Raw genomic sequence first — 20942 nt, forward strand, 5'->3', positions numbered from 1 at the left:
CAGGGCAGCTGGCGGGGCGATGCTGCCAAGTGCCACCGTGATCGCGCCGCGCACCCCTAGTGTCGCGTTCCGTTGATAACTTTGCAGAGCCGTTCGATCTTGGCGAGGATCGAGTCAGCGGTCGCAGTCCATTTGAACGGTCGCGGGTTTTGATTGTAGTGCTCCACGAAGGCGTTGATCTTGCGCTTTAGATCAGCCACCGAGTCGAAGGAGCCGCGCCTGATCGCCCGTTGGGTGATCAGGCCAAACCAGCGTTCGACCTGATTGAGCCAGGAACGGTAGGTCGGCGTGTAATGCATGTGGTAGCGCGGCCGTTTGGCCAGCCATGCCTTGATCCTGGCGTGCTTGTGGGTGGCGTCGTTGTCGCAGATCAGATGCACGTCCAGATCCTGCGGCACCTGCGCGTACGCAGGTCGATTTCTGCAGTGCCAGAAAGATCGCTATCGCCGGCAGTGCCGCTGAACTTCTCGTAGCGACAGACATCGCCATCGCGGCGGAAGCGGCCTTCCAGCGTGTAGGGCGGTGTGGATGGTATTGCGACGCCAGCAGGTACAGGTCTGCCATGTCCTGGCCGCTGAGCGCCATCTGCAGGTCGAATACGCGGAGCTGGAACGGGTTGGTCAACGTGCCGCGCACATGCGTCCGCGTGGCGCCGGCACTGCCGCGCAGATCGATACGGAAGGGATGTTCGCTTTGACTCAATTCCAGCGGCGAGGCGGTATTGCCCTTGAGCGCGAATGGATAGCCTTTCCAGCGGCCCTTGCCGTCGATGCTGATCGGTGCGGCGCGCTGGTCGCTGCTGGGCGGCGCCAGGCTATTGATCGCGACATCCACATCCGAGCGGCTGGCATCGTCGATATATTGCAGGCGCCCGTTGTTCACCAATAAGCGTCCCAGGCGCGGCATGCTGCTGTCGCTATGGGACTGGTCGAAGACCCAGTTGCCCGGATGGCTGTCGTTGCCGGCTTCCAGCAACAGCGTTGGGTGTTCCAGCCGGATTTCCGGCAAGCGCAGCTTGCCGCGCAGCAATGGCCAGAGTTCGACATCGATCTCGGCCGCATTCAATTCTGCCATCGCGCCGCGCTTGGACCACGATGCATTGCCCAGGCTCAAACGCTCGCCGCGCACCGTGGTGATGCGGCCCAGATCGACATCCAGATGGCCGAGATGAAATTCGCGCCCGGTCTTCGCGGTGACCGCACGTTCGACCGGCCCGCGCAACCAATTTCAGTCGAACAGCAGCACGAAGACCGCTGGCAGCACCGCGAAGATGCCGAGCCCGATCCACCAGCGTCGACGATGCGGGCTGCGGGAGGGCGAAGCAGCAGCGGGGGCGGTCACGTTGTTCACGTGCGCAATGGTTGGCGATGGTTCGTGCACGACGCGCGAACGCGCCGATGATCGCAGATCACATCACCTGCGCGATGACGGCAACGAAGTGGCAAGTGCTACCGGCGAGCACGAACAGGTGCCAGATCGCGTGGAAATAACGCTGGTTGTCGCGTTGATAGAAATACGTGCCCAGCGTGTAGAAAAGACCGCCTGCCAACAGCCAGTACAGCGACCAGGTATCGACGGAGCGCAGCAACGGCTGGATCGCCACGATGATCAGCCAGCCCATTGCCAAATACAGCACCGTCGACAGCAAGCGAAAGCGACCGGTAAAAAACATCTTGAAGATCACTCCGGCGGCGGCGATCGTCCAGACGGCCGCAAACAATCCCCAGCCCCAGGGGCCACGCAGGTTGATCAGCGTGAACGGGGTATAGGTGCCGGCGATCAATAGATAGATTGCGCAGTGATCGAGCACCTGCAGACGCGCCTTGGCGCCTGGATGCGCAATGGCATGGAACAGCGTGGAGGCGACGTAAAGCAGTACCAGCGTGGCACTGAACACGATGGCGGTGGCCAATTGCCAGCCATCGCCATGGATGGCGGCCAGCGTGATCAGCACCGAACCGCCAGCCAATGCGGCAATGGCGCCCAGGCCGTGGGTCACGGCACTGGCAATTTCGTCGCGCAGGTCGGTCGAGGGGGAGGCGTCTGCGTTCATTTCAAAAAGGTACCGTAACTGCGAGCAATTCGCATCGCCGGCTGTGGCGCACGCTTGCTGCAGGTCACGCGCAGGTCAATCGATCGCCTTGGCATGGACGTGTTCGCGGGTGGCCGAGAAACGCACATCCGGCGCGCGTTCCTGGGCCAGCTGCAGGTTGACCCGGGTCGGTGCCAGGTAGACCAGCTGGCCGGCGGCGTCGATGCCCAGATTGCCGGCATTTTTCTCGCGGAATTCGTCCAGCTTCTTGACGTTGTCGCAGTGCACCCAGCGCGCCGTGGTGACGCTCACCGGCTCGAAGATCGCGTCCACGCCGTATTCGTCCTTGAGCCGATACGCGACGACGTCGAACTGCAGCACGCCGACCGCGCCCAGGATCAGATCGTTGCTCATCAACGGGCGGAAGAACTGCGTGGCACCTTCTTCGGACAGCTGCGCCAGGCCCTTCTGCAATTGCTTGAGCTTGAGCGGGTCGCGCAGGCGCGCGCGGCGGAACAGCTCCGGCGCGAAGTTGGGAATGCCGGTGAACGACAGCGATTCGCCTTCGGTGAACGTGTCGCCGATGGAGATGGTGCCATGGTTGTGGATGCCGATGACATCGCCCGGCCAGGCTTCGGCGGCGATCTCGCGATCGGAGGCCATGAAGGTCAACGCATTGGCCAGCTTGACGTCCTTGCCGCTGCGCACATGCAGCGTCTTCATGCCGGCTGTGAACTTGCCGGAGCACACGCGCATGAACGCCACGCGGTCGCGATGCTGCGGGTCCATGTTGGCCTGGATCTTGAACACGAAGCCGCTCAGTTTGGTTTCGCTCGGCGCCACGCGACGGCCAGTGGTCTCGCGCGTTTGCGGCGGCGGTGCGTGTTCGATGAAGAAATCCAGCAGTGGTTGCACGCCGAAATTGTTGACGCCCGAACCGAAGAACACCGGGGTCTGTTGACCGGCGCGATACGCATCCAGATCGAACGGGTTGCTCGCGCCTTGCACCAGTTCCAGCTCGTCGCGCAGCTCGGTCAGCATCTGCTCGCCGATCTTTTCGGCCAGGCCGGGCGCATCCAGCGACGGGAAGATGGTGGAATCCTGACGGGTGAAATTGCGCCCCTGTTCGTACAGATGCACTTCGCCGGAAATCAGGTGCACCACGCCCTTGAGGCGCTGGCCCATGCCGATCGGCCAGGTGACCGGCGCGCATTGGATGCCGAGCACGGTTTCCACTTCATCCAGCAGATCGATCGGGTTCTTGCCCTCGCGATCGAGCTTGTTGATGAAGGTCATGATGGGGGTGTCGCGCAGCCGGCAGACTTCCATCAGCTTGATGGTGCGTTCTTCCACGCCCTTGGCCACGTCGATCACCATCAGCGCCGAGTCCACCGCGGTGAGCACGCGGTAGGTGTCCTCGCCGAAGTCGGCGTGGCCGGGGGTGTCGAGCAGGTTGACGATCTTGCCCTCGTACGGGAACTGCATCACCGAGGAGGTCACCGAGATGCCGCGCTCCTTTTCCAGCGCCATCCAGTCCGAGGTGGCATGGCGGGCGGCCTTGCGGCCCTTCACCGAGCCGGCCATCTGGATCGCGCCGCCGAACAGCAACAGCTTTTCGGTCAGCGTGGTCTTGCCGGCGTCGGGGTGGGAAATGATGGCGAAGGTGCGGCGGCGCGCGGCTTCGTTGGAGACATCGGACATGGGCGGGGCGCGCCCGGTCGGACGCCTGCGGAAACTAAGGAAGCCGATGATTATAGCCGCTTGGCTGCGGCACGCCTTTGCGGCAGTGCTGGCATCCGCGATTCCGGCGGTGGGCCGTGGCCTGGGCCTGCCTCAGGGGGCTGGCGAGGGAAACTGCAGCTCGCCCTGTGGGCCGAGCATGCGGAACGGCAGCGAGACCAGTTGCATGTCGGCATTGCGCTGGATCGCGAAATGCAGATGCGGCGCACGGCTGAAGCCGGTATTGCCGGAACTGCCCAGCCGCTCGCCGGTGCGCACGGCCTGGCCCAGGCGCACGGCTACGCCGTCGGGCGCCAGGTGGGCGTAAAGGGCCATGCTGCCGTCGGCGTGCAGCACGCGCACCAGGTTGCCGCCGCCGGCTGCGGGGTCGTTCGGGCTGTTGTCGACGACATCGCGCTGTACCTGCATGACCACACCGTCGCGCGCTGCCAGGACCGGCGTGCCCTGCGGCATGGCGAAGTCCACCGCGTACCAGTTGGGCGCATCGGCATGGCTGAAGTGTCCGCCAAAGCCCTGCGCGACCTGCACCGGTACGCCGCGGAACGGCAGCTGATAGGGCACGGGCTGCGGAGTAGCCCGCGGGTCGCCCGGCACCACGTCGAGCGTGAGCCCGAGCCCGCCCAGGGGGCGCAGGCTGCTGGCTAGATACAGCCGGGTTACCAGGCGGCGCTCGTTTGGGGCCATCGCAAGCGTCAGCGGCAATTGCGGCACGGCGCGGTAATCCTCGCTGGGTGGTGCGCTCAGGCGCAGTTGCGCGGGCCCGGCCAATGGATTGGTGACCCAGGCCAGGTAGACCGGGGCCTGCCATTCCAGTTGCAGTGCAGCGCCGGTGCCGATGGCGGTCGGCGCGGATTGCGAGGCAGGTGACTGGGTTGCGGCAACGCCGGGCCAATGCCAAAGCTGCTGTGCGTCTACCGGGCGTGCGCAGCCTAGTAGCAAAACGAGCGCCACGATCAAGGCCGACAGGGGAGTGCGGAGCACGAAGTGAGGCACGCCATCGATTCGAGCAAAAGGGGCGCAAGTATGCGGCCCATCACGGGCGGGAGTGGTATCGGATGAAAATATATCTTTCCATCCGCATGAAAAGATTGACATCGCGAAAATCCGCTGGCATCTTAGCCTCACCATCGAGACCGGCGGAGGGACAGGCCCTTTGATGCCGGGGCAGCCAGCGGAGCGCGCAAGCGTCCGCGTTTGGTGCCAAATCCTGCGGGGACCCCGCGTCCGCCGAAAGATGGTTCGACTCGTGCCTTGTGCGCGTCGAACGCGAGCTCCGCGAAGCTCGATGGCCGATCCACCCTGGATACCGCCATGAGCCTCGTGAATACAGCATCGCCGTCTATCAACGATCCCATTGACACCCCCACCGTCATCGATGACGACATCACTGCCGTGCGCGGCGAACGCGTCATTGCTCTGCCGATGCGCCATGCCGGCATGCGCGAGCTGCGGCTGCGCTATGAACTGATCGGCGCGGCCAATGCGCCGGTGGTGTTCGTGGCCGGCGGCATCTCTGCGCACCGCCATTTGGCCGCCAGCAACCTGTTCCCTGAGAAGGGCTGGGTGGATGGGCTGGTGGGCAGTGGCCGCGCGCTGGATCCGGCATCGCGGCGTCTGCTTGCGTTCGACTTTCTCGGCGCCGATGGCAGCCTGGATGCGCCGATCGATACCGCCGATCAGGCCGATGCGATCGCTGCGTTGCTGGACGCGTTGGGCATCGGACGTTTGCACGGTTTTGTCGGCTATTCCTACGGTGCGCTGGTTGGCCTGCAGTTCGCCATTCGTCATGCGGCCCGCGTCGGGACCTTGGTTGCGGTAAGTGGTGCGCATCGTGCGCACCCATATGCCGCGGCCTGGCGTGCATTGCAGCGCCGCGCGGTGGCGCTGGGCCAGCTGCAGTGCGCAGAACAGCACGGTCTGGCGCTGGCCCGTCAGTTCGCCATGCTCAGCTACCGCACGCCGGAAGAATTCAGCGAGCGCTTCGATGCGCCGCCGGAAGTGATCAATGGCCGCGTGCGTGTGGCCGCCGAAGACTATCTGGACGCCGCCGGCGCGCAGTACGTGGCACGCACGCCGGTGAATGCCTATTTGCGTCTGTCCGAATCCATCGACCTGCACCGTATCGACCCCGCGCGCGTGCGCGTGCCCACCGTCGTGGTGGCGGTGGAGGGCGACCGCCTGGTGCCGCTGGCCGACATGGTCAGCCTGGTCGAAGGCCTGGGCCTGCGCGGCAGCCTGCGCGTGTTGCGCTCGCCTTATGGCCACGACGCCTTCCTCAAAGAAATCGATCGTATCGACGCAATCATCACTACCGCCCTTCGCAGCACCGGAGAAACCGCATGAGCTTTCGTGACCCCACCCACACCCCCTGTACTGCTGCCACTGCCGCCGTGCGTGCCGGTATCGACCGCGATACCGCCTACGGCGCGGTGACCCCGCCCATCGTGCTGTCATCGAATTTTTCGTTCGATGGTTTCGGCAACAAGCGCCAGTACGACTACACCCGCAGCGGCAACCCCACCCGCGACCTGCTTGGCGAAGCGCTGGCCGAACTGGAAGGCGGCGCAGGTGGTGTGATTACCTCCACCGGCATGGGCGCGATCAATCTGGTGCTCAACGCGGTGCTGCAGCCGGGCGATACGCTGGTGGTGCCGCACGATGCGTACGGCGGCAGCTGGCGTCTGTTCAATGCGCTGGCCAAGAAAGGCCACTTTGCGCTGATCACCGCCGATCTCACCGACCCGCGTTCGCTGGCCGATGCCTTGGCGCAGTCGCCCAAGCTGGTGCTGATCGAAACCCCGTCCAACCCGCTGCTGCGCATCACCGATCTGCGCTTCGTCATCGAAGCTGCGAAGAAGGTCGGTGCATTGACGGTGGTGGACAACACCTTCCTGTCGCCCGCGCTGCAGAAGCCGTTGGATTTCGGCGCCGATCTGGTGCTGCATTCCACCACCAAGTACATCAATGGCCATAGCGATGTGGTGGGCGGTGCGGTGGTAGCGCGCGATGCGGAGCTGCATCAGCAACTGGTGTGGTGGGCCAATGCGCTGGGCCTGACCGGCTCGCCGTTCGATGCCTTCCTCACCTTGCGTGGGCTGCGCACGCTGGACGCACGCCTGCGCGTGCATCAGGAAAATGCCGATGCGATCGCCGAGTTGCTGGATGGGCATGCGATGGTGAATCAGGTGTATTTCCCCGGTCTGGCGACGCACCCGGGTCATGCGCTGGCTGCGCGCCAGCAGAAGGGCTTCGGCGCGATGATGAGCTTCGAGCTGGAAGGCGGCGAAGCGGCAGTGCGCGCGTTCGTCGATGGCCTGCGCTACTTCACCCTGGCCGAATCGCTGGGCGGGGTGGAAAGCCTGATTGCCCATCCGGCTTCGATGACGCATGCGGCGATGACTGCCGAAGCGCGTGCGGCAGCCGGCATTTCCGATGGTCTGCTGCGGCTGTCGATCGGGATCGAGTCGGCCGAAGATCTGCTGATCGATCTGCGTGCCGGCCTGTCCCGCGCAGAAGCCACCTTGACCACCACCAACCGTAAAAAAGTCGACGCGTGAGCACGGTGCTGCCTGCTTCGCGCCGCGCGCCAGTCGCTGCGGTGACGCCGACGCCGCGGCTGGCCTTGCTGGGCACCGGCACCGTGGGCCGTGCTTTTGTCACGCGCTACACCGCGTTGCAGGAGCGTCAGTTGCGCTTGCCCCGCTTCGATTGGCTGGCCAATTCGCGCATTGCGCACGATTGCGGCGTGAGTGCCGAGCAGGCGCTGCAACAGGCCAATGCCGCGCCGCGTGGGCAGACGGTCTTGCAGCCGTGGGCTGAAACCACTGCGCTACGTGCCGGCGATGTGTTGGTAGACGCCACCGCCAGCGATGTTGTCGCCGATTGGCATGTCCAATGGTTGCTGCGCGGTGTGCATGTGGTCACCGCCAACAAACTGGGCCAGGGCACCGCGTTGTCGCGTGCGCAGGCGCTGCATGCTGCGTGCTGCGTGTCATGCCAGCGGCGCGCATTACGGCGACAGCGCCACCGTGGGCGCTGGGTTGCCGGTGTTGAGCAGCGTGCGTGCGTTGGTCGCCGGCGGCGATCACATTCATTCGATCAAAGGCGTGTTGTCCGGATCGTTGGCGTGGCTGTTTCATCGCTACGACGGCAGTGGTGCGTTTTCCGATTGCGTGCGCGAAGCAATAGCGGCTGGTTATACCGAGCCGGATCCGCGCATCGATTTGTCGGGCGAAGATGTACGGCGCAAGCTGCTGATCCTGGCGCGTGCCGCAGGTTGGCAGCTGGAAGCTGCGCAGGTGCATGTGGAATCGCTCGTGCCGGCCGTTGTCGCCAAGCTGCCGCTTGCCGAGTTGGATGCGCATTTGCGCGCGCTGGATGCAGTGGTGGGTGCGCGTTGGCAACAGGCGCGCGCGGCAGGGCGTTGCCTGCGGTTCGTTGGACGTGTGGACGCACATGGGGCGAGCGTCGGCTTGCGCGAGTTGGCGCCGGATCATCCCTTGGCCGGCGGTGCTGGTACCGACAATCGGGTTGCGATCAGCAGCGACCGCTATCGTGCGCAGCCGTTATTGATCCAGGGGCCGGGCGCCGGTGCCGAAGTGACTGCAGCGGCGCTGCTGGACGATGTGTTGCGGATCGTGGCCGGGTGATGCGCTGAACGATGAGCGCTTGAGCGTTTCAGACAGCCGCGCTCGTCGCTTGGGCAGGCGACTTATGGACGCTCGTATTGCTGCGCGATGGTACTGGATGAATGCGCATTGCCACTGACGCTGACGGCCAGTGGGTGGTCCTGGAAGCCCTGGGCTCGGCAGTCTGGATGTCGTGCTGCTGGTTTGATAGCGGCAGAAGACATGCTCGTTCGATCTGTGCGCTGTTGCTTGGCGCCTGACGTGACTGCGGCCGAGTACATCAGCGTGGAACCGCAACCCTGCTGTCTTGAGGTTGCGGCCCATGCATTATGCAATCGGTTGCCTGGATTGGCCCGGCGGGGCTTTGGACACCTGCGCATGCGGCAAGCGGGCCTCATGCACCTGTGTGCGCGCACTCGCGCCTAACGCTCCAGGGCCTGCAGGCAGGCTGCCGCCTTTTTAGCCCATGTTTAACGCAAGCGGCGTATGAACCCGTGGCAATGCTGAGGCCTCTCCGGAACCGATGGCTTGCATCAACCACTGCCGGTGTTGGAAGCCATGATCGACCGCCGTTTGCCTAAGGCTGCCTTGCCGGCTCCGTTCTTTCATGAAGTCGCCAGTCGCGCGCATGCCGGAACCGGATGTGCGCTGCATGGGGGGGCGCTATGCACTCACCAGATCGCGGCGCTGCTGCTCAGCATTCGATGACATTCACCGCCAGGCCGCCGCGGCTGGTTTCCTTGTACTTGTCCTGCATGTCGCGGCCGGTATCGCGCATGGTCTTGATGACCTTGTCCAGCGAGACCTTGTGCTTGCCGTCGCCACGCATGGCCATGCGGCTGGCGTTGATGGCTTTCACTGCGCCCATCGCGTTGCGTTCGATGCATGGGATTTGCACCAGGCCGCCAATCGGGTCGCAGGTCAGACCCAGATTATGTTCCATGCCGATTTCCGCCGCGTTTTCGATCTGCCCCGGGTTGCCGCCAAGCGCAGCAACCAGGCCGCCAGCTGCCATCGAACAGGCCACGCCCACCTCACCCTGGCAGCCGACCTCGGCGCCGGAAATCGAGGCGTTTTCCTTGTACAGGATGCCGATCGCAGCAGCAGTCAGCAGGAAGTCGAAGATGCGTTGCTCGGAGGCGCCCGCACAGAATCGATCGAAATAATGCAGCACCGCCGGGATGATGCCGGCCGCACCATTGGTCGGGGCGGTGACGACACGGCCGCCGGCGGCGTTTTCTTCATTGACTGCGAGTGCGTACAGGTTGACCCAGTCCAGCGTCGTCAACGGGTCGCGCATGGCCGCTTCCGGCTTGGAGGACAGCTCGCGGTACAGCGCCGGTGCGCGCCGCGAGACATTCAGGCCGCCAGGCAGGGTGCCTTCTTGGCGGATGCCGCGCTCCACGCAGGACTGCATTGCCTTCCATACCTCGCGCAGGCCCGCACGGATCTCGTCTTCGCTGCGCCAACTTTTTTCGTTTTCGAACATCAGTACGGCAATGCTCAATCCGCTGCGCGCGCATTGCGCCAGCAGTTCGTCGCCGCTGAGGAACGGGTAGGGCAGCGGCGTTTCGTCGGCCACGATGCGATCGTCGGCAGCATCGTCCTGGTTGACCACGAAACCGCCGCCCACCGAGTAGTAATCGCGTGTGGCGATCACGCCTTCATCGGCGTCGTAAGCGGTGAAGCGCATGCCGTTGGTGTGGTAAGGCAGCTTCTGCCGCTTGTTCATCGGCAAGTCGCGCTTTTCCTCGAAGCTGATCTCGTGCTGGCCCATCAAGCTGATGCGCTTGCTGGTGCGGATGCGCTCCAGCACGGCCGGGATGATGTCCGGGTCGATCAGGTTCGGGCGGTGGCCTTCCAGCCCCAGCAGCACCGCCTTGTCGGTGCCATGGCCGCGGCCGGTCAGGGCCAGCGAGCCGAACACTTCGGCGCGCAGGCGCATCACGTCCTGCAGGCGCCCGGCATCGAGCAGCCAGCGATGCACGAAGCGCTCGGCGGCGCGCATCGGCCCCACGGTGTGTGAGGAACTCGGACCGATACCGATCTTGAACAGGTCGAACGTGCTGACAGCCATGCGTGCCGGAGAGGTGAGCGTCAAGGCGGCTATTCTAGTCGTACGGCGACTGCGGCACGGCTGCAGCGCAGCATGAGAGCTCAGCGGATGCCCCTGACCCTGTTCCAGCGCGACGATTGCCATCTGTGCGACCAGGCCATGGAGGTGCTGGCGCAGGCGCGCGCGGGCGATTTCGACAGCGTGTTTATCGACGACGATGCGGCGCTGGAGTCCGCTTACGGTGCGCGCGTGCCGGTGCTGCGTGATGCCGGCGGGCGCGAGCTGGAGTGGCCGTTCGATCGCGTCGGCCTGCGTGCGTGGCTGGATGACATTGGCAGCTGAAGCCCTGCTTCATTGCATCCGCGCTGCAGGCATCAGTGCAAACGAAACACACGCAATGCCCGCGAGCCACTCTGGGATGGTGACCTCATCGGCACCACTGATCCTTGCAAGGCACGCCGTCGTGGTCGCCATCCATCTGCGTGCCTGGACGATGCTGCAGCACGTACTGGGCGTTGGCGCAGGAGCTCAGTTGTGGACAGCGTGTGCGCCCACCACAACTGAACTGGCTGGCGGCGGCAGGTGCAGCTGCTGAACGGGCGGGCGAGACGACCGGCTCCGCTGCAGGTGCAGGCTTGCGTACTGCGCTCAGTGTGGCGCGCTGTTGAAATGCAAAGGCGCCTGCACCGAGTACGGCCATCACGAGCACGACCTTGGTCAGCCCGATCCGCCCCCTGCCTACTTCTTCGCGCGCGGTACTGCTTCGCGTCGCGTTGGTATGCCTGGATGCAGGTGTTCCCGCGCGCACGATGCGCACCGCACAGGTGCGGCCGTATCGTCTGTGTCGGGCTCGCTCTCAAAAGAGAGCACCCTGCCGATGCGCGGGGCTTCGAAGCCGCGCGGGAATGCGGAGAGATGCACGAACAGATCATCCCCGGGCTGCGCGGGGGTAATTGAAGCCGAACCCGCGATCGGTATTCCAGCGGGTCAAGGTTCCGTGTGCGCGCATCGGCAGCGTCCCTGAAATGAGCCGAGAGTCCAGCTGTCGCGGGGTGTCATTCGGCATGCGGGCACAAAAAAGCGGCGGACCCGACGAGGTAGTCCGCCGCTCAGTGGCTGCGTCCGGTTGCGGCCTATGGCGTTACTTCGCCTTCAACACGACCTTGGTGCTGATCGCGGTTTCGTTGGGAATGGTCTTGGTGTCTGCCCAGTCGCCGCCGCCCACGCCGAAGTCCAGTCGTTTGACCACGGCCTTGCCCGCCAGCACCGGCTGCGCGCCAGGTGTCCAGGTGAAGGTCAGCGTGACCGGCTTGCTGACACCGCGCAGTTCCAGGATGCCATCGGCGGCGTATTGGTGACCGCCCAGGGCACGGAACTGGGCGGCGCGGTAGCGCGCAGTGGCGAACTTGGCGACGTTCAAGAAATCCGGGCCCTGCAAGGTGGAATCGCGATCGTTGTTGCCACTGACCGCGCTGGCTAGCGGAATGCGCACGTCGAGCTTGGCGCCGGCCAGGTTGGCCGGATCGAAACTCAGCGTGGTGTCGAAGCCGGGGAACTTGCCGGTGAACACTTCGCCGTCGTACTTGCTGGCGAACACCAGGCTCGATCCCGGCGCCTGCACGTAATCGGCGGCGATTACCGGCGCGGCGGCGAACGTGGCAACCAGCGAGGCCGCGACCAGCATCGGAGAAACAAACAATTTGGACGACATGGGAAATCCTTATGGTTTGGGAGAGAGCCAGCCGCGCGGCAACATCCGCGCCAGGGTGGCATCACGCTGGAACAGGTGGTGGTAGAACGCGGCGCCGGCATGTGCCAGCACCACGGCAATCAGCAGCCAGAAGCCCCACTCGTGGATGGTGTGCGCGGTGGCGCGCAGGTGTTCGTCCGACGGGCTGAGCTTGGGCACATTGAACAGGCCGAACCAACGGAACGGCCGCAGGCCGCTGGTGGAGTCGTATAACCAGCCCGACAGCGGCATGGCGAAAATCATGCCGTATAGCAGCCAGTGGGTGAGCCCGGCGATACGTTCTTGCCAGCGCGGCGTGCCGGCGACCGGCGGCGGTGTGCCCGCGTAAATGCGCCAACCCAGCCGCATGATCACCAATGCCAGGACGGTCAGCCCCACTGACTTGTGCGCGGTGTAGACCCAGAAATATTTCGGCGTCTTGGGCAGCTCGCCCATGGTCAGGCCGACGATGCCCAGGACCAGGATCAGCAGTGCGATCAACCAGTGCAGGATCTGGCTCACGCTGCCCCAGCGTTCGAGGTTTTTCAGGCTCATGTTCCCGACTCCTTGCTGGCGGCTGTGTCCGGCGTCGTGGGCGCGGCTTGCGGCTCGGGTGTTTCGTCGTCTGCGCGGCCTTGGCGCACGGCTTCGGCCTCGATGCGCAACTCCACGCTGTCGCCGATCACCGATTTCCACGCATCGATCCCGAACTCCGAACGGCGCAGCGTGGCGGTGGCCGAGAAGCCGGCGGTGCGGCGGAACGGCGGGAGCGGATGGCGTTTAAGCGCGTTGAGGGTGACGTCCAGGGTGACCGGGCGGGTGACCCCGTGCAGGGTCAGATTGCCGGTGACCTTGGCGTGGTTTTCGCCGCTGGCCTCCACGCGCGTGGAGACGAAATGTGCGTCGGGAAAGCGCTCGGCGTCGAGTAGGTTGCGTGCCAGGGTGGCCTCGTTCCACTTGGCATCGCCCAGGTCGGCGCGGTGCAGCGGCACGGTGACGTCCAGCCGGGCGGCGGCCCAGTCGTCCGGGTCGAAGATCAGCGTGCCGCTCGTTCCGGAAACAGTGCCCAATGCCTTGGAAAAGCCGGCATGTTCCACCGCGAACAGCACCCGTGTGTGGACCGGATCTAGCGCGTAGCGTTCCGGTGCGGCGGTAGCGACCAGGCTGGTCAAGGCCAGAGCGGGAAGGAGCAACAGGCGGGCGAGGGGCGTCATAGGCGGATTCTAGACACATCCCGGCAACGCGCGTTCGGCTTGCGCTCGCAACGTTCCGTTGCGAGCATGCTGGCTGGACGTGGAACGGATTCCCACATGCGCTTACTGATCGTGGTGTTGGCTGTGCTGTTGGCCATATCGCCGTGCGTGGCAAAGATTCCGGAAGTGCCGCGCTTTCGGATCGTCGGACCCAGCGAGGGATTGCCTTCGACGATGGTGGTTGCCATCGGCCAGGACCGCGCCGGCTATCTATGGCTTGGAACGCTGGACGGTCTGGTGCGGTACGACGGCGCAGGATTCAGGACCTGGCGTCACGATCCGGCCGACCCTGCATCGTTGCCCTGCAACGGGGTGCAGGCATTGCATGTCGATGCGCAGGACCGGGTCTGGGTGGGGTGCGGCAGGACGTTGAGTGTCTTGGATGCCGGCCGCAGTCGCTTTCGTCACTATCGCGCTATCGACTACCCATTGCTGAAGAACGGCGAGATCTTCAGCATCGCCACGTTCGATGGCGCCATCTGGGCCGGCACCACCACCGGTGCGCTTGTGCGCATCGATGCCAGCGGACGGATGTCGTCGGTGGATCTGGGCGAGCTCGAAGGCGCGCTGGATCAGGCCATGGTCATGAACCTGGCGGTGGATGATCGGCACCGCCTGTGGATCGGTACCAGCAATGGCCTGGCCTATTACGACGGCAAGCGACTGCACCGCGAATACATACCGGACGAACCAAACCGGCAGTCGGCCATCTTCGGTTTGCAGTGGACCGGCGACCGTTTATGGCTGGGAAGCGAATCGGGATTGCACGTGCTGCGGGCAGACGGTCGCTGGCAGCCGTTTGCCTGGGCGACGATGTTCGGCAACGGGAATGAATTTTGGGGGGCGGTGGCTGCGCCGGATGGCGAATTCTGGCTGGGCAGCGGACGTGGTCTGTGGCGTACGCGCGGTGAACGTCCACCGGTGCCCGCTTTGAGCGGCGAGGGGCCCTTATCGCGCCGCAACGTCATCGGTTTGATGGCCGCGGCTGATGGCGGGCTGTGGGTGCCCATGCATGGCACCGGGCTGGGATATCTGCCGGCAGACTGGAAACGCACCGCCGTGCTCAAGCCCGCGGCGCCGATGGGCGATGCGATTTATTGCAACCTGGCGCCTGCCAAGCGCTCAGGGGGCTTATGGCAGGTCGATGCGCAGGGGCGTCTGTTACGCGTGGATCCGAGCACCGGCGAAGCGTTTCAGACAGGCCTGCAATCGCCGCAGCTCAAAGGAATGGAGTTGGTCTCTGCGCTGGAAGATGGCCTGCAACGCGTGTGGCTGGGAAATTTGAGTTTTGGCCTGTCGCGGATGGATCTGCGCACCGGTGAGTTCATTCATTGGCCATCCGATGGGCCCGAGCCGGCCTCGGCCTTGTCGGCGCCGGAATGGATCACCGAGCATGGCGACACCGTGTGGATGGCCTTCATCGACATGGTGCAGCAGCGCGATCTGCGCACTGGCAAGGTCTTGCAGCGCATTACCCAGCAAGACCTGCATGGCCTGCGCGCGATCGATATTCAACAGCTGGAGCAAGGCCCCGACGGACGCGTATGGGTGGCCGGCGAGGGCGGCATGTTCGCGTGGGACGATGCGTCAGGCCGCTTCGTGCCGGTGCCAGGTATGGCAGGAGCGCAAATCCAGGCATTTGCCAGCCCGTCTGCGGAGACAGTCTGGGTGTATCGGGCCTCCGGTGCAGAGCAATGGCAAAAGGTTGCAGACCGCTGGAAGCGGGTGCGCCAGGTCGGCGAGGCGGATGGGCTGAGCGGCTTCGATGCCTCTGCCATGCAGATCGACCCCCATGGCCGTGTCTGGATTTCCAGTTTGCGCGGGCTGTGGCGGATTGACCCCTCGGCGCATCCGGCGCGGGTCCGCAATATCGGCACGCGCGACGGCTTGACCAGTCAGGAGTTCATCCAGCATTGCCTGTTGATGTCCGGCGATACCTTGATCGGCGCAACCAGCGATGGCTCTACCGTGCTGCTGGATACCGCAATGCCGGATGTTGCAGCGTTCGTCCCGGCATTGCAGCTGGAACATGTCAGCGTGCTGCGCAATGGCGCACGTATCGCCCTGCCGATGGATCGCCCGTTCCAGCTGGGCCCGGAGGATCGTCAGTTGCAGGTCGTCAGCCGCTTGTTGTCGTACAGCGACCCGCTCTCCAATCGGTATCGCAGCTTCCTGAAAGGCTTCGACACGGACTGGCAAACCACAGGCAACTCGGGCATCCGCGAATTCGCCAGCCTGCCTTCTGGCAACTATGAGCTCGCGCTGCAGGGCATCGATCCGCTGGGAAATCGCTCGCAGGTACGTTCGCTGCAGTTTTCAGTCAGGCCGCCTTGGTGGCGTAGCGATATCGGTATTGCGCTGATCTGCTTTTCGGGATTGCTGTTGAGCGCCTTACTGGCTGCGGCTTATCGCCGGCGTATTCGCATGCGCGCGCAATGGCAGCTGGCGCAACACAAACGCGAGTTGGCCGAGCAGGCGTCGCTGGCCAAGACGCGCTTTTTGGCAACGTTGGGCCACGAGGTACGCACGCCCATGACCGGTGTATTGGGCATGAGCGAGTTGCTGCTGCAGACACCGTTGGACGGGCGTCAGCAAGGCTATGCGAGCGCGATCCAGCTGGCCGGTAAGCATCTGCTGCGTCTGGTCAACGATGCGCTGGATTTGGCCCGGATCGAAGCCGGCAAACTGCCACTGGATTACCGCGATTTCGACCTGCGTCAGTTAGTCGGGCAAGTGGCGGAACTGGTGCGCCCGAGTGCCGAGCAGAAGCAGCTGGCCTTCCACTGCGCGCTCGACGATGCATTGCCGCCGGCCTTGCGTGGCGATGCCAGCCGCGTACAGCAGATCCTGCTGAATCTGCTGTTCAACGCGGTCAAGTTCACCGAGCGCGGGAGCGTGCACCTACGCATTGCGGCACTGCCGCAGCACACCCAGCAGGGCATTCGTGTGGAAGTGCGCGACACCGGGCCGGGCATGAGCGCCGAGCAGCGCGGGCGGCTGTTCCAGCGTTTCGAGCAGGCCGAAGGCGCGCTTACGCTTGCGCGACACGGCGGCAGTGGCCTTGGGCTGGCCATCTGCCGCGAACTTGCGGCGGCGATGGGCGGCTCGGTGACGGTTAGCAGTGAGTTGGGGCAGGGCGCGTGTTTCGTGGTCGAGCTGCCGCTGCGCTGGGTGTCCACGTTCCCCGCTGTCACGCCATCTGCAGTGCGCGCGCGCCCGCTGCACGAGCAGGCGCCGTTGCGATTGTTGCTGGTGGAAGACGATGCGACCGTGGCACAGGTGATCGTTGGCCTGCTGCAAACGCGGGGGCATCACGTCACCCATGTAGTGCACGGTCTTGCGGCGCTGGCCGAAGTCAGTACGCGCCGTTTCGATGCAGGTTTGTGCGACCTGGATCTGCCCGGTCTCGACGGCGTAGCACTGGTGGCGCAGCTACGCGCGCGCGGTGTGCGCTTCCCGATCGTGGCGGTGACTGCGCGTGCCGATGCCGATGCCGAACCACAGGCGATGGCTGCGGGTTGCAACGGTTTTCTGCGCAAGCCGGTCACTGGCGATTTGCTGGCGCAGGCCTTGGCGCGGGTGCTTACCGACGTCGATGATGGAGAGAACGACGGTAAGGCCAGCGGCGCGTAGGCCGACATGAAAGACGATGCAACTGCGCACCAGGCGCCATGCGCTGGTACTTTCTGCCCGGTAGGGAAGACAGGAAAAGAAGCGGGGCCGCCAACGCAACCTGTGGCACGCGCGCATGCAGTTGCGGCATAGTTCGGTCAAGAGGGTGGCCGAACACCGGATCGGCTGCGGCCAACACCAGGCGCACCAACACGCTGCCGGCCACTGTCTGCAACCAATGCGTGCTATTTACCGGGTACAGTGCAGTCCCGACAGGCGCGCGCGTGCACACGCGGCGATGTGGACAAGGATGACGATGAAGAACGTGCTGTTGTCGGTGCTGGCGGTGCTACTGCTATCGATCGGCCTGGATGCGGCGGCAGTGAATCAGATCGAGACCCCGCGCATGCGCCGGTTCGGTGCGCCCGAAGGCCTGCCCTCACGCATGGTGCTGGCATTGGCGCAGGACCGGCAGGGCTTTATCTGGGCGGCGACCGGCGATGGCCTGGCACGCTACGACGGCATCGGGCTGCAGGTATGGCAGCACGACCCGCATGTCGCCAGTTCGATCCCGGGCAACGAAGTGGAAACGCTGTTCGTCGATGATCGCGACCGGGTGTGGGTTGGCGTCAATGGCTCGCCACCGAGCATGCTGGATGCGACGCGCACGGCATTTACGAGGTTTCCCAACGTCGGTGCAGCATGCGATGGGCAGGTCTGGGCGCTGGCGCAGGCACAAGGTGCGATCTGGATAGGAACCAGTAGCGGCGGACTTTGCCGGCGCGAAGAAAATGGCCGGGTGACGACGTTCCGTGCTACCCCCGATGCGGCTGATGGACTGCCCAGCAACACCATCATGAGCATGGTGACAGATGCACGCGGCCGGCTATGGATCGGCACCGATAGCGGGTTGGTGATGCGCGACGGCGAGCGCTTCGTGCGCATCGCGCCAGACCGATTGGGCACCACTGTTTTCAAGCTGAGCAAGGATGCCGACGGTACGTTGTGGGTAGGGACCAGCACGGGCTTGTATAGGGTGACACCGGCTGGTGTGCTGGAGCGTGCGCCTTGGACAGGGGCCGATACCGTACGCGCCGCGACCGTGGTGCACGATGTGCACGGCGGCTACTGGATGGGTGCCGCCGACGGGTTCTTTCGGGTGGCGCCCGGGGAAACTGCGCTGCGCGTGATGGACGGCGATCGTGGCAGCGGCTTTCTCACCGCCCATAGTGGTGTGCTCGATGTGATGCAGGACCGCCAGGGCGGCCTATGGCTCGGGCTGATTTCGCAAGGCATCGCGTATCTCCCGCCGGATTGGCGGCGGTTCTCCACCATTTTTGAAAGCCAAGGCAAGCCGCTGGAGAGCTTGTATCTGTTCAATACCGCCGCCGATGGCGACAGCTTTTTGGTAACGACCGGCGAAGGTGTGTACCGGCTGGGCAATGACGGTGAGCTGGTGCCGGTACTGCACAGCGACATATTGGGGGGCGGTACCGTGCAGTCGGTGCTGCCCGCTGGGGACGGTGGTCTGTGGATCGCGCTGCGCGATGGCATCACACGGTATACCCCAGCGACTGGGCACAAACGCAAGCTTGCGATGCAGATTGGTAATTCCGCCACGCATCGGGTGGAGCTGATGACGCCAGGCATCAATGGCGAGTTCTGGATTTCGATCGTGGGAGGTGGCGTACAGCGCCGTGCTGCGGATGGACGACTGCTGGCCACGTTCCACTTCGGTACCGACCTGAGCGAAGTCGGCGGCATGGTGCAGCAATTGACGGTGCGGCCAGATGGCACCGTCTGGGTCGCAGCCGGTGACGGTTTGTGGGTCTGGCAGGGCAAACGTTTTCGCGCAGTGATCGATGACGCCCGTCATGAAGTCTATGCGCTGGCCTTCGTTTCGCCGCATGAGTTCTGGGTTGGGCGTTCCGGTGCGTTGGAGCGCTATGGGTGGGACGGGCAGCAGGCGCGTCTGCTGGAGCGGATAGGGCACGAGCAGGGTCTGCCATCCACCGAGATACGTGGCCTGGCATTAGGCGGCACCGACACGGTATGGGTCATAACCTCCCGTGGTCTGTTCGCTTACAAGTGCGGTCAGCCGCAGGTGCATCGCTTCAGTCAACGCGACGGCTTGCCAGATAGTGAGTTCTCGATGCGTCCGCCGGCCATTGGTCCCAATGGCCAGGTGCTGGCGTTGACGACCAGCGGCATCGTGTTATTCGATCCATCGCGGCCGTTTGCACCGGCGCCGCTGGCGCGTCTAGTGATCGAGTCGGTGCAGGTGCGGCGTAACGATGCGGAGCGTCCGCAGACGATTGCGCACAGGGGGCCGGTGATCCTGCAAGCGCGCGATCGCGATCTGCGCATCAGTGCGCGGCTGTTGTCGTTCGTCGATCCCGCCTCTGCGCATTACCGCTACCGTGTAAATGGCTACGATGAGCGCTGGGTGGAGGAGGGCGCCAGCGGCGAGCGCGTGATCTCGCGGCTGCCACCGGGGGATTACCGCATCGACGTGCAGGCGCGTGCCGGCGATGGCGACTGGGTGGCCGCACCAGCGCTGCAAGTGGAAGTCCGGCCGCCCTGGTGGTTGAGCATGGCCGCGCAACTGGCGGCGTCAGTGCTATGCATGCTGCTGCTGTGCCTGGGCATTTGGGCCAGGAAAAAACGCGTGCGGCGACGACAGGAATGGGTGCTGGCGCAGCAACGGCAACGGCTTGCCGAGCAGGCATCGATTGCCAAATCGCATTTCCTGGCAACGCTCGGTCACGAAGTGCGCACACCCATGACCGGCGTGCTGGGCATGAGCGAGCTGCTGCTGGCCACGCCCTTGAATGCCAAGCAGCGCAGCCATGTCGATGCGATCCGCAATGCCGGCACGCATCTGCTGCGATTGGTCAACGATGCACTGGATCTGGCGCGTATCGAAGCAGGCAAGCTGGAGCTGATGCAACAGGCCTTCGATCCCGCGCAGCTCGCGCAGGAGCTGGCCGATTTCATGCATCCCATCGCAGATGCGCGCGGCTTGCGTTTTCTGTATCGCAATCGGTTTCCCACGCAGCTGGTCGTGCTGGGCGACGCCACGCGGGTGCGTCAGATCCTGATCAACCTGCTGGGCAACGCGATCAAGTTTGCCGAGCGCGGCGACGTGTCGCTAACCTTGAGCCAGCACGGCGAAACGCTGCGCTTCAAGGTGCGCGATGCGGGGCCGGGCATCGGATTGGAACAGCAGAAGCGCTTGTTTCAGCGCTTCGAGCAGGGCGAGGGCGCGCGCACCAGCTCGCGTTACGGCGGCAGCGGACTGGGATTGGCGATCTGTCAGGAGCTTACCGTGGCGATGAAGGGCCGGATCCGCGTGCGTAGCCGGCTCGGTGTCGGCACTCAGTTCACCGTCGATTTGCCTTTGCCGATCGATCGCTCCGGCACACGTATCGCCACCGGCCAGGTGCAGGCGCTTGCAGGCGAGCCGCTGCGCATCTTGCTGGTGGAAGATGACCCGACCGTGGCTGAGGTGATCAGCGGCCTGCTGATCAACCGAGGCCATCGTGTGGTGCATGCCGCGCATGGGCTAGCAGCGTTGGCGGAGGCGGTGGACGGTGGTTTCGACGTCGCGCTACTGGATCTGGATCTCCCCTGTCTGGACGGCTTCGCCCTGGCATCGCAACTACGCCAGCTCGGTCACCGCTTCCCGCTGCTGGCAGTCACGGCACGCGCCGACAGCGCCGCCGAAGCCCAGGCGCTGGCAGCAGGCTTCGACGGATTCCTGCGCAAGCCGGTGACCGCGGATTTGCTGGTAGAAGCAATCGCGGCTGCGCGCGAGGCGGCAAATACACGAGCGGTAGTCGCTGATGGCACTGCATCGGGCGTACGTGAGTGAGGCGATGCGTGCTTGCTC

Annotated in this window: 14 protein-coding genes, 3 pseudogenes and 1 riboswitch; of the genes and pseudogenes, 6 read left to right on the forward strand and 11 right to left on the reverse strand. The window is 64.5% G+C overall.

Annotation, left to right across the window (positions count from 1 at the left end):
* Positions 1–56: 56 nt before the first annotated feature.
* The 6 genes and pseudogenes from WJW29_RS10995 to WJW29_RS11020 all read right to left on the reverse strand — a co-directional run.
* Positions 57–398 (reverse strand): annotated as a pseudogene (locus tag WJW29_RS10995) (transposase); the annotation flags it as partial.
* Positions 398–1221, reverse strand: a pseudogene (locus WJW29_RS11000) (AsmA family protein); the annotation flags it as partial. The pseudogenes WJW29_RS10995 and WJW29_RS11000, both read right to left, overlap by 1 nt.
* A gap of 6 nt (positions 1222–1227) precedes the next feature.
* A complete protein-coding gene (locus WJW29_RS11005) occupies positions 1228–1350 on the reverse strand; it encodes a hypothetical protein (RefSeq protein WP_012445281.1) in 123 nt (40 codons plus the stop codon).
* A 58-nt stretch (positions 1351–1408) separates the two neighbouring features.
* Positions 1409–2053 (reverse strand): hemolysin III family protein, encoded by a 645-nt coding sequence (locus tag WJW29_RS11010; RefSeq protein ID WP_011258564.1) that lies wholly within the window; start codon positions 2051–2053, stop codon positions 1409–1411.
* A 75-nt stretch (positions 2054–2128) separates the two neighbouring features.
* Positions 2129–3733, reverse strand: a complete 1605-nt coding sequence (locus WJW29_RS11015; RefSeq protein WP_011258565.1) for a peptide chain release factor 3 — start codon at positions 3731–3733, stop codon at positions 2129–2131.
* Between the two features lie 132 nt (positions 3734–3865).
* Positions 3866–4765, reverse strand: coding sequence for a M23 family metallopeptidase (locus tag WJW29_RS11020; RefSeq protein WP_049756331.1), 900 nt, complete (start codon positions 4763–4765; stop codon positions 3866–3868).
* Positions 4766–4893: 128 nt separating this feature from the next.
* Positions 4894–5013, forward strand: a riboswitch (SAM riboswitch).
* A gap of 70 nt (positions 5014–5083) precedes the next feature.
* Between WJW29_RS11020 and WJW29_RS11025 the strand changes: the two genes are divergently transcribed.
* The 3 genes and pseudogenes from WJW29_RS11025 to WJW29_RS11035 all read left to right on the forward strand — a co-directional run bounded on the left by WJW29_RS11025 (position 5084) and on the right by WJW29_RS11035 (position 8421).
* Entirely contained in the window at positions 5084–6115 is a 1032-nt protein-coding gene (locus WJW29_RS11025; RefSeq protein WP_027703328.1) for a homoserine O-succinyltransferase, read from the forward strand.
* Positions 6112–7329 carry an O-succinylhomoserine (thiol)-lyase gene (locus WJW29_RS11030; RefSeq protein WP_011258568.1) on the forward strand — a complete coding sequence of 406 codons (1218 nt, stop codon included), beginning with the start codon at positions 6112–6114 and terminating at the stop codon, positions 7327–7329. The genes WJW29_RS11025 and WJW29_RS11030 overlap by 4 nt, the downstream gene beginning before the upstream one ends.
* Positions 7326–8421 (forward strand): annotated as a pseudogene (locus WJW29_RS11035) (homoserine dehydrogenase). The gene WJW29_RS11030 and the pseudogene WJW29_RS11035 overlap by 4 nt, the downstream one beginning before the upstream one ends.
* Positions 8422–9094: 673 nt before the next feature.
* On the opposite strand, the gene WJW29_RS11040 reads toward WJW29_RS11035, so the two are convergent.
* Positions 9095–10477 carry an L-serine ammonia-lyase gene (locus WJW29_RS11040; RefSeq protein ID WP_011258570.1) on the reverse strand — a complete coding sequence of 461 codons (1383 nt, stop codon included), beginning with the start codon at positions 10475–10477 and terminating at the stop codon, positions 9095–9097.
* A gap of 87 nt (positions 10478–10564) precedes the next feature.
* Between WJW29_RS11040 and WJW29_RS11045 the strand changes: the two genes are divergently transcribed.
* Complete coding sequence (locus tag WJW29_RS11045) at positions 10565–10798, forward strand: glutaredoxin family protein (protein WP_011408231.1); 234 nt, start codon at positions 10565–10567, stop codon at positions 10796–10798.
* Between the two features lie 85 nt (positions 10799–10883).
* Here the strand turns inward: WJW29_RS11045 and WJW29_RS11050 are convergent, their stop codons facing one another.
* The 4 genes from WJW29_RS11050 to WJW29_RS11065 all read right to left on the reverse strand — a co-directional run bounded on the left by WJW29_RS11050 (position 10884) and on the right by WJW29_RS11065 (position 13399).
* Complete coding sequence (locus WJW29_RS11050; protein ID WP_228329744.1) at positions 10884–11156, reverse strand: excalibur calcium-binding domain-containing protein; 273 nt, start codon at positions 11154–11156, stop codon at positions 10884–10886.
* Positions 11157–11597: 441 nt separating this feature from the next.
* Positions 11598–12167: a YceI family protein gene (locus tag WJW29_RS11055; protein ID WP_011258573.1), complete on the reverse strand. Its 570-nt coding sequence runs from the start codon at positions 12165–12167 to the stop codon at positions 11598–11600.
* 9 nt (positions 12168–12176) lie between these two features.
* Entirely contained in the window at positions 12177–12740 is a 564-nt protein-coding gene (locus WJW29_RS11060) for a cytochrome b (RefSeq protein ID WP_011258574.1), read from the reverse strand.
* A complete protein-coding gene (locus tag WJW29_RS11065) occupies positions 12737–13399 on the reverse strand; it encodes a YceI family protein (protein WP_011258575.1) in 663 nt (220 codons plus the stop codon). Before WJW29_RS11065 ends, WJW29_RS11060 begins: the two co-directional genes overlap by 4 nt.
* Positions 13400–13495: 96 nt before the next feature.
* Here WJW29_RS11065 and WJW29_RS11070 point away from each other — a divergent pair, with 96 nt between their 5' ends.
* Positions 13496–17071: a hybrid sensor histidine kinase/response regulator gene (locus tag WJW29_RS11070; RefSeq protein ID WP_011408232.1), complete on the forward strand. Its 3576-nt coding sequence runs from the start codon at positions 13496–13498 to the stop codon at positions 17069–17071.
* Positions 17072–17366: 295 nt separating this feature from the next.
* Positions 17367–20924 carry an ATP-binding protein gene (locus WJW29_RS11075; RefSeq protein ID WP_041182074.1) on the forward strand — a complete coding sequence of 1186 codons (3558 nt, stop codon included), beginning with the start codon at positions 17367–17369 and terminating at the stop codon, positions 20922–20924.
* The last annotated feature ends 18 nt before the right edge of the window (positions 20925–20942 follow it).

It is taken from the genome of Xanthomonas sp. JL1 (genome assembly GCF_038405005.1).

Excerpts from the sequence above, each read along its gene's own strand:
- WJW29_RS11010 (WP_011258564.1), bottom strand. The coding sequence starts at position 2,053 with ATGAACGCAGACGCCTCCCCCTCGACCGACCTGCGCGACGAAATTGCC.
- WJW29_RS11015 (WP_011258565.1), bottom strand. The coding sequence starts at position 3,733 with ATGTCCGATGTCTCCAACGAAGCCGCGCGCCGCCGCACCTTCGCCATC.
- WJW29_RS11025 (WP_027703328.1), top strand. The coding sequence starts at position 5,084 with ATGAGCCTCGTGAATACAGCATCGCCGTCTATCAACGATCCCATTGAC.
- WJW29_RS11030 (WP_011258568.1), top strand. The coding sequence starts at position 6,112 with ATGAGCTTTCGTGACCCCACCCACACCCCCTGTACTGCTGCCACTGCC.
- WJW29_RS11040 (WP_011258570.1), bottom strand. The coding sequence starts at position 10,477 with ATGGCTGTCAGCACGTTCGACCTGTTCAAGATCGGTATCGGTCCGAGT.
- WJW29_RS11045 (WP_011408231.1), top strand. The coding sequence starts at position 10,565 with ATGCCCCTGACCCTGTTCCAGCGCGACGATTGCCATCTGTGCGACCAG.
- WJW29_RS11050 (WP_228329744.1), bottom strand. The coding sequence starts at position 11,156 with ATGGCCGTACTCGGTGCAGGCGCCTTTGCATTTCAACAGCGCGCCACA.
- WJW29_RS11055 (WP_011258573.1), bottom strand. The coding sequence starts at position 12,167 with ATGTCGTCCAAATTGTTTGTTTCTCCGATGCTGGTCGCGGCCTCGCTG.
- WJW29_RS11060 (WP_011258574.1), bottom strand. The coding sequence starts at position 12,740 with ATGAGCCTGAAAAACCTCGAACGCTGGGGCAGCGTGAGCCAGATCCTG.
- WJW29_RS11065 (WP_011258575.1), bottom strand. The coding sequence starts at position 13,399 with ATGACGCCCCTCGCCCGCCTGTTGCTCCTTCCCGCTCTGGCCTTGACC.
- WJW29_RS11070 (WP_011408232.1), top strand. The coding sequence starts at position 13,496 with ATGCGCTTACTGATCGTGGTGTTGGCTGTGCTGTTGGCCATATCGCCG.
- WJW29_RS11075 (WP_041182074.1), top strand. The coding sequence starts at position 17,367 with ATGAAGAACGTGCTGTTGTCGGTGCTGGCGGTGCTACTGCTATCGATC.